The sequence below is a fragment of the Lysinibacillus sp. FSL L8-0312 genome (assembly GCF_038003285.1).
Lineage (GTDB): Bacteria > Bacillota > Bacilli > Bacillales_A > Planococcaceae > Lysinibacillus > Lysinibacillus fusiformis_D.
Genome location: NZ_JBBOOV010000001.1, coordinates 1,996,934 through 2,011,429, shown reverse-complemented (window position 1 = coordinate 2,011,429; position 14,496 = coordinate 1,996,934). Strand labels below are relative to the sequence as shown.

The 14,496-nt window shown below is 38.1% G+C and carries 12 protein-coding genes; 10 read left to right on the top strand and 2 right to left on the bottom strand.

Features of this window, described 5'->3' with window-relative positions:
• Positions 1–67: 67 nt before the first annotated feature.
• On the top strand, positions 68–1,375 hold the full coding sequence (locus MHI22_RS10110; protein WP_058843387.1) for a DRTGG domain-containing protein: 1,308 nt from the start codon (positions 68–70) through the stop codon (positions 1,373–1,375).
• Between the two features lie 55 nt (positions 1,376–1,430).
• On the opposite strand, the gene MHI22_RS10105 is transcribed toward MHI22_RS10110, so the two are convergent.
• The gene (locus tag MHI22_RS10105) at positions 1,431–1,736 is read right to left on the bottom strand and encodes a YtpI family protein (protein WP_036118909.1); all 306 of its coding nucleotides are present in this window, start codon (positions 1,734–1,736) and stop codon (positions 1,431–1,433) included.
• Between the two features lie 90 nt (positions 1,737–1,826).
• Here MHI22_RS10105 and MHI22_RS10100 point away from each other — a divergent pair, with 90 nt between their 5' ends.
• From MHI22_RS10100 to MHI22_RS10065, 8 genes are all read left to right on the top strand, one after another.
• Positions 1,827–2,771, top strand: a complete 945-nt coding sequence (locus MHI22_RS10100; protein WP_089934172.1) for a DHH family phosphoesterase — start codon at positions 1,827–1,829, stop codon at positions 2,769–2,771.
• 22 nt (positions 2,772–2,793) lie between these two features.
• On the top strand, positions 2,794–5,877 hold the full coding sequence (gene dnaE, locus MHI22_RS10095; RefSeq protein WP_340811866.1) for a DNA polymerase III subunit alpha: 3,084 nt from the start codon (positions 2,794–2,796) through the stop codon (positions 5,875–5,877).
• Between the two features lie 131 nt (positions 5,878–6,008).
• Positions 6,009–6,650, top strand: a complete 642-nt coding sequence (locus tag MHI22_RS10090) for a FadR/GntR family transcriptional regulator (protein ID WP_036118914.1) — start codon at positions 6,009–6,011, stop codon at positions 6,648–6,650.
• Positions 6,651–6,674: 24 nt separating this feature from the next.
• Complete coding sequence (gene accD, locus MHI22_RS10085; protein ID WP_036118916.1) at positions 6,675–7,532, top strand: acetyl-CoA carboxylase, carboxyltransferase subunit beta; 858 nt, start codon at positions 6,675–6,677, stop codon at positions 7,530–7,532.
• Positions 7,525–8,481, top strand: a complete 957-nt coding sequence (locus MHI22_RS10080; protein ID WP_036118918.1) for an acetyl-CoA carboxylase carboxyltransferase subunit alpha — start codon at positions 7,525–7,527, stop codon at positions 8,479–8,481. The genes accD and MHI22_RS10080 overlap by 8 nt, the downstream gene beginning before the upstream one ends.
• Positions 8,482–8,804: 323 nt before the next feature.
• Positions 8,805–9,764 (top strand): 6-phosphofructokinase, encoded by a 960-nt coding sequence (gene pfkA, locus MHI22_RS10075; RefSeq protein WP_036118919.1) that lies wholly within the window; start codon positions 8,805–8,807, stop codon positions 9,762–9,764.
• A gap of 26 nt (positions 9,765–9,790) precedes the next feature.
• A complete protein-coding gene (pyk, locus tag MHI22_RS10070; protein WP_271910704.1) occupies positions 9,791–11,551 on the top strand; it encodes a pyruvate kinase in 1,761 nt (586 codons plus the stop codon).
• 201 nt (positions 11,552–11,752) lie between these two features.
• Positions 11,753–12,142, top strand: a complete 390-nt coding sequence (locus MHI22_RS10065; protein WP_051891590.1) for an FxsA family protein — start codon at positions 11,753–11,755, stop codon at positions 12,140–12,142.
• Here MHI22_RS10065 and MHI22_RS10060 read toward each other — a convergent pair.
• Positions 12,126–13,091, bottom strand: a complete 966-nt coding sequence (locus MHI22_RS10060; protein ID WP_082673687.1) for an AI-2E family transporter — start codon at positions 13,089–13,091, stop codon at positions 12,126–12,128. The two genes, MHI22_RS10065 and MHI22_RS10060, sit on opposite strands and share 17 nt — an antisense overlap.
• 249 nt (positions 13,092–13,340) lie before the next feature.
• On the opposite strand from MHI22_RS10060, the gene citZ reads away from it, so the two are divergent.
• The gene (gene citZ / locus MHI22_RS10055; RefSeq protein ID WP_036118926.1) at positions 13,341–14,456 is read left to right on the top strand and encodes a citrate synthase; all 1,116 of its coding nucleotides are present in this window, start codon (positions 13,341–13,343) and stop codon (positions 14,454–14,456) included.
• Positions 14,457–14,496: the final 40 nt, after the last annotated feature.

Sequence of the window (14,496 nt, the reverse complement as noted above, 5' to 3'; positions counted from 1 at the left end):
TTAAATATTTTTATAAAAAATATGGTACACTAAGAGCAGAATAGAAGCTTAGGAAATAGGTGATATTTTGTCTACAAAACATGAGAAAATTTTACAATACATCGAATCACTACCCGTGGGTGATAAAATTTCAGTACGTCAAATAGCGAAAGAAATGCAAGTGAGTGAAGGGACGGCTTATCGTGCCATAAAGGAAGCGGAAAATCGTCGCTTAGTAAGTTCGATTGAGCGTGTTGGAACAATTCGCATTGAGAAAAAAAAGAAAGAAAATATTGAACGCTTAACTTTTGCAGAAATTGTCAATATTGTCGATGGCCAAGTTTTAGGTGGAAAATCGGGTCTACATAAAACGTTAACGAAATTTGTCATTGGTGCAATGCAATTAGAAGACATGATGCGTTATACAGATGCAGGTAGCTTATTGATTGTTGGTAACCGGATTAAGGCACATGAAAATGCACTTCGAGCGGGTGCAGCTGTTTTAATCACTGGCGGTTTTGATACAACGGAAGATAATAAAATACTTGCGGATTCATTAGATTTACCCATTATTTCAACAAGCTATGATACGTTTACAGTAGCAACAATGATTAACCGAGCAATTTATGACCAATTAATCAAAAAAGATATTTTATTTATTGAAGATATTTATGTCCCAATGACTGACACGGCTGCCTTAAAAAATGATGAAACGATCCATCATTTTCATAAGTTAAATGAACGCACAACACATGGTGCATTTCCTGTTGTCACACATCAAAATAAATTAGTCGGGATGATTACCGTAAAAGACGTTATTGGTCGTGAAGAGAACGAGCTAGTTGAAAAAGTAATGACAAAAAATCCGATTGCTGGTTCCATGAAAATGAGTGTAGCTTCTGCTGGGCATCGTATGATTTGGGAAGGGATTGATCTCTTACCAATTGTTGATGATGACAATATTTTGCAAGGTGTTATTAGTCGTCAGGATGTACTTAAGGCGCTGCAATTAGCACAAAGACAGCCTCAGCATGGTGAAACGATTGATGATTTAGTGAAAAATGAGATGAAGGTACTGGGTGATGAAGAACTAATAGTAGAGTTTAAAGTCACACCACAAATGACCAATCAATATGGGGCCATTTCATATGGTGCTTTTACAACTTTACTAGCTGAAGTTGGTTCATTTGCCTTAAAACGCCGTAAACGTGGTGATGCAGTGGCTGAGAATATGACTATTTATTTTATTAAGCCGGTTCAAATGGAAAGTACGCTTACGGTTAAGCCTCGCATTTTAGACATGAGTCGTAAGTTTGTGAAAATGGACTTCGAAGTGTATAATCAACAAATGCTTGTCGGTAAGGCAATGATGATGTTCCAACTATTAGAACGTTAAGTATTGAAAAAGGGATGGCCTAGCGCAATTGCTTGGTCATCCCTTTGTACATATATTATTGATTAATGCGGAATTCTTCCTCAACAAATTGCCCATAATGGCGTGCTTTTTTTATATTTTCTATAACAACTAAGATGCCTAGTGCGACAAGAATTGCTACAATAATAAATGTAAATAAGCCTGGGAATAAATAAGCTTGATTTAAAGCGAAGGATAAAATTAAGGAACCTAAGCCGATATTCGCCTTACTTTTATACCAATTTTTAGCAATTGGTAGTGGAGAACGGAATTGTTTTGTTTTAAAATAGAAATAAAAAACAAAAGATATGATAATCGCAAATACAAATATTAAATTGAGCATAGTAAACCTCCTAGCATAACTAGACATTATTGTAACGATAATTATAAAAAAATGCTAACGGTTCTTACTATCATTTTGGAGGAATGTAAGGTGAAAAGACAAATCATCGACACAATTAAGGCCTTTGAAACAATCATTATTCATCGTCATGTACGTCCAGATCCGGATGCTTATGGTTCTCAGCAAGGTTTAAAAGAGATTATTTTAGCCAACTACCCTGAGAAAAAGGTCTTTGCTGTTGGTGAACATGATGCTTCCTTATCATTTATGGCACAGCCTGATGAAATAGCAGATGATATGTACGACAATGCTTTAGTAATTGTCACAGACACGGCCAATACAGAGCGGGTTGACGATCAACGCTATACAAAAGGAAAAATGGTGATAAAAATTGATCACCACCCAAATGACGATGCATATGGTGACTTATTATGGGTAGATACGACAGCAAGCTCATGCAGTGAAATGATTTATGCGTTGTATGAAGAAGGCAAGGCAGTTGCTAGCTGGCAACTTACAGATGCTGCTGCACGCCTATTATTTGCAGGAATTGTAGGGGATACAGGAAGATTCCAGTTCCCGAGCACGACAGCGAAAACATTTAAAGTGGCTTCAGAGCTGATTACATATGATTTTGATCGAAATCAAATTTTTGATGGTATGTATGAAATGGAGCAAAAGCTACTTAATTTACAAGGCTATATATATCAAAACTTTACAATGGATGAGCATGGAGCTGCCTATGTAAAGCTAACAAAGGAATTGTTAGCGGAATATAATACAGTGCCATCTGAGGCCTCTTTATTAGTAGGCTGCCTTGGCAGTGTTAAAGGGATATGCGCGTGGGTTGTTTTCATTGAAGAAGTAGATCAAATACGAGTACGTCTACGTTCGAAGGGACCTGTTATTAATACATTAGCAAAAGAATTTAATGGTGGAGGACATCCGCTTGCATCTGGTGCGACAGCTTATTCATGGGAGGAAGCTGACCACGTTATTTCAAGATTACAAGAAATGTGTAAGGCGTATCATTAACAGAGAAAAGGAAGGGATTCATTTGACACATGTATATACGAAAATGTATACGAGCGCGGATTTATTGAAAAGCACAATTCGGCTTGAGCAATTGATTCCTTTTTTACAAGAGCAAAAGACACAGGCCTGTGCAATCGTTAATACGAAATTGTACGGGCTTTTGCCTTTTTGTAAAGCATTGCAGCAAGCAAGTATCCACGCTGTCATTGGGCTTTCCGTTAACGTACAGTGGCATGAGAAAACCATCCCTCTTGTTCTGTATGCACAAACGCAGGAGGGCTATCAACAGCTATTAAAGATTAGTAGTGCTATATCCATTAGACAAGACGAAGTGTTGCCTTGGAAGTGGCTTGAGGGATACGCAGCGGGTTGTATAGCTCTGCTTTCCACAAATGATTTTGCAGATTTAGAGGATTGGCATACTGCGGTCACTGCTTTAATTCAGCTATTTCAACAGCAATTATATGTGGGCATCGCTAGACCAGATGGAGTAAAAACAGCGAATGAAGAAGAAATAGTGATTTGGTGCGAAGAACAGTCTATTCCGCTTGTTGCCACTCAAAGCTGTTATTTTTTACGTCCAGAAGATCATTTTGCTTATGAAGTAGCAAGAGCAATTGATACAGGTGATAAGCTAGGAAACACTATGCTAACGGCCGATGTGCAAGGCTATTTTGCACCGACAGCAGATGAATGGCAAAATTGGTTTGCTGATCATCCACAGTGGCTTGAAGCAAGTGTACAAATGCTCGCTAGCTGTAAAGCTGTTGTACCTGAAATGTCTGTGCAAATGCCTAAATTTCCTGTACCTGTAGATGAAACAGCTGAAAGCTTGCTGATGAAGGAAGCATTTACAGGATTAGAAGAAAGATTTCAGCAAATGACGATACCTACAGCCTATCGGGAACGGCTACAATATGAGCTTGAAATTATTTGTTCCATGGGCTTTGCTGACTATTTTTTAGTTGTCGCGGATTTTATGCGCTATGCGAAAGAAAATCGCATTTTGACTGGACCTGGTCGTGGTTCGTCCGCAGGTTCCCTTGTGGCATATAGCCTCGCCATTACACAAGTAGATCCACTTGCCTATGGTTTATTATTTGAACGTTTTTTAAACCCTGAAAGAATTACTTTACCTGATATTGATATTGATTTTGTTGATAGTAAAAGACATCAAGTGATTCAGTATGTTGCCCAAAAATATGGCAAAGCCAATGTTGCGCAAATTATTACATTTGGCACACTGTCTGCAAAGGCAGTTGCGAGGGATGTTGCAAGGGTTTTTGGTTTTGAGGCAGAGACATTAGAAAAAATTTCGAAGATGATTCCAAATAAGCCTGGTATTACATTGCAAAGAGCTATGGCAGAATCACATGACTTTCAAAACTGGCTTGCAGACAATGAAAAGCATCAGCGATGGTTCGAGGTAGCGCTAAAATTAGAAGGTCTGCCTAGAAATTCCTCTACACATGCAGCTGGTATTGTCATCGCCCCTTCGCCATTAGTGAATACGGTACCAATTGAAGAAGGGCATGATGGTATTTATAGTACGCAATGGCCGATGGGAGATATTGAAGCGTGCGGTCTCGTCAAAATGGATTTTTTAGGCTTGCGTAATCTCACCATTTTAGAGCAAATACGTTGGTCTATTTATAAAGTGGGAGGACCTTGGATAGAATTTGAACGAATCCCTATGCATGATGAAAAGACGTTTCAACTTTTACAAAAAGGGGATACGCTAGGGATTTTTCAATTAGAATCAGACGGAATGAAACAAGCTTTACGTGATATCCATCCTACGAACTTTTTAGATATTGTAGCTATAAATGCACTTTATCGTCCTGGTCCAATGGATTTTATTCCGGTCTATGCAAGAAGAAAAGCTGGCAAAGAAATGGTTACGATGCCCCATCCAGTGTTAGAGCCTATTTTACAAGAGACATTTGGTGTAATTGTCTATCAAGAGCAGATTATTAAAATTGCCTCAGTTCTCGCAGGATTTACAATGGGACAAGCCGATTTACTGCGCCGTGCAGTGAGTAAAAAAGATCGTCAAGTTTTAGAGGAGCAACGTGCTGCATTTATTCAAGGGGCATTACAGCAAGGCTTTGATCAGCAAGTAGCGGAAGAAGTCTATGAACTGATTGTGCGTTTTGCGGATTATGGTTTCCCTAAAAGTCATGCGGTTGCCTATAGTGTCATTTCCTATCAAATGGCCTATTTAAAGGCGCATTTCCCTCGAAGCTTTTATGCAGCGTTATTATCTAATGCAACAGGTAATGTCGATAAGATTCAACAACTTGTCCATGAGGCAAAGGATAAAGGCATCCCATTTTATCCACCTTCTTTAAAAAACAGTACAAAGTATTTTACAGTAGAAAATGAAGGTATTCGCTATAGCTTATCTGGCATCAAAGGTGTGCCCCATACACTGATAGAGAAAGTGAATACGCTACGTCAAACAAGTCCAGAAGTACTGAATAATATGTTTGATTTGGCTGTTGCCTTAAGTGCACAGCATTTTAAAGCTAAAGTGATGGAAGCATTAATCTATGCTGGAGCGCTTGATTATCTTGAGAAGGACAGGGCTGTTCTTCTCATGACAGTAGACGCAGCCTTAAAACATGCGGAGTTATTAAGACCTACTGAAGATATAGATCTCGCATCAGCTATGACACTTAGTTTTGGTAAGCCAAAATATATGCAGGCAGAAGAGATGTCTCAAAAGGAAAAATTAGTACATGAGAAGGAAAGCTTAGGCTTTTATATTTCTACCCATCCAGTAGCACAAGAAAGACTACACTGGCATGATGTCAATAGTACTTGTCGCGAGTTAAAGCAACTTCGTGATGGTAGTTATGTAAAAATGATTGGTATGATTGAAGAAGTGAAAAAAATTCGTACAAAAAAAGGGGAGCAAATGGCTTTCGTTCAGCTACAGGATGAGTATGGAGCTGTTTCGATTACATTATTCCCTCAAGTTTTTCAACTTGTCCAAGATTTATTGCTAGAGGATGAGATGCTAGTAATTGATGGTGTGTTGGAGAGGCGTTTTGGTAAGCTACAAATCAAAGTAAAACATGCACAAGCGACAAAAAAGATATGAAATGAAACAAGAATATAGAAACTGCATAAATTTTATGCAGTTTTTCCTTTACTTTTGAACGGTTCTTTTGTAAGCTAGAATCAACGTTAAAAAGTGGTCAGACCACTTTTTTGATAAGGGGAGTTAGTCGTATGGATAAAAAAACCGAACAAAAAAAAGTGTTTTTAGAAATCGTCCAACAACTACGTCAACTCATTAAAATGGAAAAAATCCAAGCAGGTGAAAAACTACCCTCCGAACGAGTTCTATCAGAGCGTCTAGGTGTCGGGCGATCCTCTGTGAGAGAGGCTTTGCGAAGCTTAGAATTGCTAGGGCTTATTGAAACAAGACACGGTGGTGGTACTTTTCTTGCGTCCACACATAAGCATCAGCTCGTAGAAATACTGTCGATGTTTATATTAGAAGATGAAAAATCGAAGAAAGATGTCGCATTAACGCGACAAATTCATGAAATGGAAGCAATCCGCGTAATAAGTTGTACAGAGATTCTTCGCACACTACCTGTGTGGGATAGTTTTTTTGTGAAACTAGAAATAGAGGGAGCGGTTAATTGTCGAGATATTTTACGAGAGTTATTGATTACGACAGGGAATCGTCTTTCTTTAAAAATCTGGTTTCAATTAGCAGCTTATGATGGCGACCGTTTAAATCGAAACTCAACAGAAGATGAAAAATTAATCATTCAAACGATGTTAAAATCGATGCAGCTTGGGTACGAAAAAGAAGCATTGAAAGCTTATGAACAGTGGATGAGTACTGTACAAAGCATTTAGCTAACAACAAAGGGGGAGTCGAACATGGCAATACGCAGCTTATTTAGTGGTAATCGAAAAAAGAAAGAGGACGGACAAGAAAAGACATTTCCAGAAGGGTTAATGACGAAATGTCCTGAATGTCGTCACATTCAACTGACAAAGGAATTAGAAAAAAACGATAAAGTATGTACAAAATGTAGTCACCATTTCAAAATGACAGCACAAGAGCGTGTGGACTATTTTTTAGATGAAGGCTCATTCGAATCAATGGATGATCATTTACAAACAAGTAATCCCCTTAATTTCCCAGCCTATGTAGAAAAAATTTCAGCCGACCAAGAGAAAACAGGTTTAAATGAGGCTGTCCTAACGGGTGTCGGAACGTTAGATGGTGAAGAAATCGTCGTAGCAATTATGGATTCTCATTTCCGCATGGGTTCAATGGGCTCCGTTGTGGGTGAAAAAATCACGCGAGCAATAGAAAAGGCAACAGCATTAGGTGTGCCATTTATCATCTTTACTGCTAGTGGTGGTGCTCGTATGCAAGAGGGCGTATTGTCATTAATGCAGATGGCTAAAACAAGTGTGGCTTTAAAGCGTCACAGTGATCATGGTTTATTGTTCATTTCTATTTTAACGCATCCAACAACGGGTGGAGTTTCCGCAAGCTTTGCTTCTGTTGGTGATATAAATATTGCCGAGCCACAAGCATTAATTGGCTTTGCAGGTCGTCGTGTTATTGAAGAAACAGTAAGAGAAAAATTGCCAAGCGATTTCCAAACAGCAGAATTTTTATTAGAGCATGGTCAGCTTGATGCTATCTTCCCTCGCAAGGATTTACGTAAACAAGTTTCATTACTTGTAAAAATGCATACGAAAGGTGGCGTCCAACATGCCTAAAAATTTAGCATTTGAAGAACCAGTCGTACAATTACGAGAGAAAATTGATGAATTAAAAACAATTGCTGCTGAAGCAGATGTAGATATGTCAGGAGAAATCGAAAAGCTTGAAACACGTTTATCGCAATTAGAGCAATCGATTTATGCCAATATGAAGCCTTGGGATCGTGTGCAGGTAGCAAGACACCCAGAAAGACCAACAACTTTACAATATATTGAAGCGATGTGTGAAGACTTTATTGAACTGCATGGTGACCGTACGTTTGGTGACGATGCAGCTATTCTAGGTGGGATTGCCATTTTTGAAGGGCAGCCAGTAACGATTATTGGTCATCAGCGTGGTAAATCGACAAAAGAAAATATACGCCGTAATTTTGGTATGCCGCATCCAGAGGGCTATCGTAAAGCGCTACGTTTGATGAAGCAAGCTGAAAAATTTAAGCGACCGATTATTTGTTTTATTGATACAAAAGGTGCTTACCCAGGTAAAGCTGCTGAAGAACGAGGACAAAGTGAAGCAATTGCTAGAAATCTTGTTGAAATGGCAGGCTTAACTGTACCTGTTATTAGTATCGTCATTGGTGAAGGAGGAAGTGGTGGTGCACTAGCACTAGGTGTAGCAAACCGTGTCTTTATGCTAGAGAACTCAACATATTCCGTTATTTCTCCTGAAGGCGCAGCTTCAATTCTATGGCGTGATGGTAGCCTTGCTAAGCAAGCGGCAGAAGCTATGCGCATTACAGCACCAGATTTAAAAGAACTTGGTGTAATAGATGGCATTATCCCTGAAATAATCGGTGGTGCCCATCGCAATGTGGCAAAACAGGCTCTTTCTATTAAAGAATGCATTAGCGACACACTTCATACATTAAATTCTCTAAATGGAGAACAATTAATTGAAGATCGTTATGAAAAATTCAAAAAAATAGGACAATATACAGAAGCGTAAACATAGTTGTTCATAACAAATGAATGCTCTTATCTGATCGTGTATAAAAAATCTAAGCGTATAAATTTGCTCGTAAAGAGACAAAATTTGTATCTTAACATATTAAAAGGCTATAAAAATTAAAGAAGATAATAGCGCATGATAAACGCCAGACTTCTTGAAGAAATGTTAGATTTAGGATGTTTTGGAATGGAAAGAGTGTGTGAAAGCGCATTCTTTTCATTTTTTATGTAAAAGTTATGTTTTTGTATCCTCAGAGCCCTTACATAGTTTGTTTTTTCATGTTAATGTGAATAATAATAGTAACTGCAGGAGGTTCGACAATGAAAAAAATTGCTGTATTAACTAGTGGTGGAGATGCGCCTGGAATGAACGCGGCTATTCGAGCGGTCGTTCGTAAGGCAGCGTTTCATGGGATTGATGTTGTCGGAATTAAGCATGGTTATGAAGGCTTAATAAAAGGATATATGGAAGAACTTGATTTAGGTGCAGTTGGTGGTATTATTCAGCGTGGTGGTACGCATTTAAATTCGGCCAGATGTCCAGAGTTTAAAGAGGATGCTATCCAACAACAAGGTATTGACAATTTAAGAGCTGCTGGAATTGAAGGACTTGTTGTCATTGGTGGTGACGGGTCTTATCGAGGTGCAATGGATTTAGTAAAAAAAGGTTTCCCTGTTGTAGGGGTGCCAGGAACAATCGACAACGATATTCCAGGAACGGAATATACAATCGGTTTTGATACGGCTCTTAATACAGTCGTAGAATCCATCGATAAAATCCGAGATACAGCTACATCTCATGAAAATTCTTTCATTGTTGAGGTCATGGGGCGTGATGCAGGTGATATCGCCTTGTGGGCAGGCCTTGCTGCTGGTGCTGAAACAGTGTTAATTCCAGAGGAAGATTATAATTTAGATGATATTGTAGCACGCTTAGACCGTGGAGCTGCACGTGGTAAAAAACATAGCATTATTATTGTAGCAGAAGGGGTCATGTCTGGCAGTGAGCTGGCAAAGTTGTTAAATGAAAAAACAGGAAAAGAAACACGCGTTTCAGTGCTAGGTCATATTCAACGAGGCGGTTCACCGACCGCACGAGATCGAGTATTGGCAAGTCAATTTGGTGCACATGCAGTTGAATTGCTAATGGAAGGCAAGGCTGGTCGAGCAGTAGGTATTCGTAATCACCAAGTCATTGATTATGATATGCCAGAAGCTTTTGAAAAAAATCATGAGGCAGATGTAAGCCTTTATACACTAATGAAAGAACTATCAATATAATTTGTTATAAAACGGAGTGGGCAAAAATGAGAAAAACAAAAATCGTATGTACAATCGGACCTGCAAGTGAGTCGGCAGAAACTTTAGAAAAATTAATGGAAGCAGGTATGAATGTAGCCCGCTTGAATTTTTCACACGGATCTCATGAAGAACATGCAGGGCGTATTCAATTAATTCGTGAAGTGGCACAAAAGTTAAACAAACCAGTAGGAATTTTACTTGATACAAAAGGACCTGAAATTCGTACACATAATATGAAAAATGGTGAGCTACATTTAGCAGCAGGCCAAGTGATTGATATTTCAATGACTGAAGTAGAAGGTACTGAGACAAGCTTCTCTGTCACATATGAGCGTTTAATTGAAGATGTTGAGCAAAACTCAATTATTTTACTTGATGATGGTCTTATTCAGTTACGCGTATTAGCAACTGATCTGGAAAAAGGTTTAATTCATACGATTGTTGAAAATGCTGGCGTCCTAAAAAATAAAAAAGGTGTAAATGTACCAGGTGTTTCTGTACAGCTACCAGGGATCACAGAAAAAGACGCGCAAGATATTCTATTCGGTATTGAGCAAGGTGTAGACTTTATTGCTGCTTCATTTGTTCGTCGTGCAAAGGATGTGCTTGAAATCCGTGAATTGCTTGAACAAAATGGTGGTAGTCATATTCAAATTATCCCGAAAATCGAGAACCAAGAGGGTGTCGATAATATCGACGAAATCATCCTAGTATCTGATGGATTAATGGTTGCTCGTGGAGATCTTGGTGTTGAAATTCCAGCAGAAGAAGTACCACTTGTTCAAAAGAAATTGATTTTAAAATGTAATCAAGTAGGTAAACCGGTTATTACGGCAACACAAATGTTAGATTCTATGCAGCGTAACCCACGTCCAACACGTGCAGAAGCAAGTGATGTAGCGAACGCAATCATCGATGGAACAGATGCCATCATGCTATCAGGTGAAACTGCTGCGGGTCTTTATCCAGTAGAATCAGTTCAAACAATGAATAAAATTGCACAGCATACTGAAAATTCTTTAGACTATCGAAAAATTGTTTCTGCCCGTAGTCGTGAAAAAGAAGCGAATATGACGGAGGCTATCTCTCAAGCAGTAGCATATACATCTATCAATTTAGGGGTAAAAGCCGTATTAGCACCAACTGAAAGTGGTAATACAGCAAGAATGATCGCCAAGTATCGACCAGGTGTGCAAATTGTTGCAGTGACAGGCTCTCCAAATACAGCCAATACTTTAACATTAGTATGGGGTGTGTATCCAATTGTTTGTCAACGAGTGACAACAACAGATGAAATTTTAGAGCTAGCTGTAGATGAAAGCTTGAAACATGGTTTCGTTACGCACGGAGATGCTGTTGTCATTACAGCAGGTGTGCCAGTAGGTGAAGCAGGTACAACAAACTTAATGAAAGTACACATTATCGGAGATTTACTAGCTCGTGGTCAAGGGATTGGCAAAGCCTCTGTTGTAGGGAAGACAGTCGTTGCCAAAAATGCTGCTGAGGCACTTGCTTACGATACAGAAGGATGCATTCTTGTAACAGTTGGATCTGATCGAGATATGATGCCAGCTATAGAAAATTGTATTGGTCTGATTACTGAAGAAGGTGGTCTAACGAGTCATGCAGCAGTTGTTGGTCTAAGCCTTGGTATTCCAGTAATTGTGGGCGTAAAAGAAGCCACAACATTAATACGTCATGATCAAGAGATTACAATGGACGCTGAAACAGGAGTTATTTACAAAGGACATGCGAGTGTTCTTTAACAAGTAACGAAAAGCTCTAGTGCGATTTTTTGTACTAGAGCTTTTAAATAAGGTTGTACACATTTTGTGGTAACTTCTTTTCTCTATCAATACTAAGGAATAGACATTCTCTTTGAATGAGGGTATTCATTTTTTTATGAAACTAAATGGGCTATAATAACGTATAAAAGGTATAGCTTTTCATGTAGAAAGGAGAAAAATATGCGTAAAATTTTTCTTGGTTTCGTTGTCTACGCTTTAGCCGAATTGGCGTTATTAATAGTCATTGGACAAAATATTGGTGTTTTAAGTACTTTATTGCTCATTATTGCAACGAGCGTTATTGGTATTTATGTCATGAAGAATAAGGGTATGAATTCTGTCCAAAATGTAAAAAATACGTTGGCACGCGGAGAGGCACCAGGTGCTGCTTTAGTGGATGCATTACTAACGTTTAGTGGTGGTTTGCTTTTAGCATTACCAGGATTTTTAACAGATCTGATTGGTCTACTATTGCTCATGCCATTTTCTCGAAAAATGTTCCAACCAGTTGTCTATTACTGGATGCGTAAAAAAATGAAAAAAGGCCAATTCATTATCGTTCAAAGATAGAGTTTTCCTTTAGCTTTACTGCTAAAAATAAAAAGATAGGGCTAAGCAAGATCCCATAAAAGCCAAACAATAGAATAGAGGCAGCACTGATAAAAAATGTATGGAATGTACGTAATTGTAGCGTATTGGACCAAAGCATTGAATCAGCTAGCTGCCTTGTTAATTGAACAAATAAATACAGTAGTAAAATGGCTACACATAAAAAGGTGTTGCCGTTGAAATAAAAATAAATGCTCATTGGTACAAGAAAAACACCGATTCCGAAAAATGGTAATACATCTGCAAATGCTACAATAAAAGCTTTAATGATGGCTTGTTCAAACTGGAGGATCATAAACCCTGCACAAAGGATTAGTAGGGTAATGGTGAATAATTGAAACTCCACGAATAAGAAGTAATGAAAGAGTTGCATGATTTTTGCAAAATGAGATTGCCACTCATGGCGATATTTCTTAGGGACATATTGAAAAAACCAATAGCGTGATTTCCGTGTTTCTAATAAAGCGAAATAATAAGCGACTAAAAAAATAAACACCTCGATAACATGCTTCATTAATACTTGGAAAAGATCTGCTGTGTAAATGATGATAGAATCAAATATGGACAGTGACTTTTCTTTTAATACTTGTACAAACATGGATTCATATTCACTAAAAAGCGGGAAATTTTGTAATGTCTCTCGAATTTCTGGAAAGATAACAATGATACTGTTAATGGATATGACGACAAGAAGAAAAATACAAGTTAATATGAGTACTTCCACAATAATTGCTGCGATCCAATAGGCAATCCTACAATATTTATGTAAGAAATTTATAACAGGATACGTCGAAAAGGATAAAAAAATTGCAAGTGAAACAGGTAATACAAACCAAAGTATTACTAAATAAAAAATAAAAAGTAAAACACTTGTAGTTCTTTCATATGAAAAATACTTTAAATTCCTCATTTTTACAAATTCACCTCAAATCAATTGATAATACGATTGTCAAAATATACAAAAAAATCTCTTTGGAACAAATATATAGTCGTTCGGACGTCTTTTTCTTTATTTGGAGGATTTTCATTCACAAAGCTGTCAAAAATGATTATAATAGCAATGTAAGCGATTTACTTAATGGTTCATATGAGCAAAAACCGTAAATGCAACAAAAAAACGCATTTATAACAAAGTTTAAATATGAGGGAGCGATAATTTATGTCAGCAACTAAAGGTTTAGAAGGTATCGTAGCAGCGGAATCTAAAATCAGTTCAATTATCGATGACACACTTACATATGTTGGTTACAACATTGATGATTTAGCAGAAAATGCGTCATTCGAAGAGGTAATTTACTTGTTATGGCATACTCGTTTACCAAAAGAGGACGAGCTAGCTGAATTAAAACAACAATTGGCAGACAATATGTCAATTCCGCAAGCGATTGTCGACCAATTCAAAACATACCCACTTTCAACTGTACATCCAATGGCTGCATTGCGTACTGCAGTATCTTTACTTGGTGTATTCGATGAAGAAGCGGATGTTATGGATCCAGAAGCAAACTACCGTAAAGCAATTCGTCTACAAGCTAAAATTGCTACAGCAGTAACTGCATTTGCACGTGTTCGTAAAGGTTTAGAGCCAGTTGAGCCAAAACCTGAATTAGGATATGCTGCAAACTTCTTATACATGCTAAAAGGCGAAGAGCCAGCAGCTATTGAAATTGAAGCATTTGACAAAGCATTAGTATTACATGCTGACCATGAATTAAACGCATCTACATTTACAGCACGTGTATGTGTAGCTACTTTATCAGACGTTTATTCAGGTGTAACAGCAGCAATCGGTGCATTAAAAGGACCACTTCATGGTGGAGCAAATGAGCAAGTGATGAAAATGTTATCTGAAATCGGCTCACTTGAAAATGTTGAATCTTACATTCAAAATAAATTAGACAACAAAGAAAAAATCATGGGCTTCGGTCACCGCGTATATCGTAAAGGCGACCCTCGTGCACCACATTTACGTGTAATGTCTAAAAAATTAACTGAGCTAACTGGTAAACCAGAGCTATATGAGATGTCAGTTAAAATCCATGACATGATCGTGGAACAAAAGAAATTACCTGCAAACGTAGATTTCTTCTCTGCGTCAGTGTATGATTCTTTAGGTATTGATCATGACCTGTTCACACCAATTTTCGCAGTATCTCGTACTTCAGGTTGGGTGGCACACATCCTTGAGCAATATGCAAACAACCGCCTAATCCGTCCACGTGCTGAATATGTTGGACCAGGCATGCAAAAATATATTCCAATCAGCGAGCGCTAATTTGGAAAATATGCTAGAATGTTTGGGACTGTGTTATCAC

Coding starts and splice junctions, on each gene's coding strand:
- pyk (WP_271910704.1), top strand. CDS start 9,791: ATGAGAAAAACAAAAATCGTATGTACAATCGGACCTGCAAGTGAGTCG.
- citZ (WP_036118926.1), top strand. CDS start 13,341: ATGTCAGCAACTAAAGGTTTAGAAGGTATCGTAGCAGCGGAATCTAAA.
- pfkA (WP_036118919.1), top strand. CDS start 8,805: ATGAAAAAAATTGCTGTATTAACTAGTGGTGGAGATGCGCCTGGAATG.
- MHI22_RS10105 (WP_036118909.1), bottom strand. CDS start 1,736: ATGCTCAATTTAATATTTGTATTTGCGATTATCATATCTTTTGTTTTT.
- MHI22_RS10080 (WP_036118918.1), top strand. CDS start 7,525: ATGCCTAAAAATTTAGCATTTGAAGAACCAGTCGTACAATTACGAGAG.
- MHI22_RS10065 (WP_051891590.1), top strand. CDS start 11,753: ATGCGTAAAATTTTTCTTGGTTTCGTTGTCTACGCTTTAGCCGAATTG.
- accD (WP_036118916.1), top strand. CDS start 6,675: ATGGCAATACGCAGCTTATTTAGTGGTAATCGAAAAAAGAAAGAGGAC.
- MHI22_RS10090 (WP_036118914.1), top strand. CDS start 6,009: ATGGATAAAAAAACCGAACAAAAAAAAGTGTTTTTAGAAATCGTCCAA.
- MHI22_RS10060 (WP_082673687.1), bottom strand. CDS start 13,091: ATGAGGAATTTAAAGTATTTTTCATATGAAAGAACTACAAGTGTTTTA.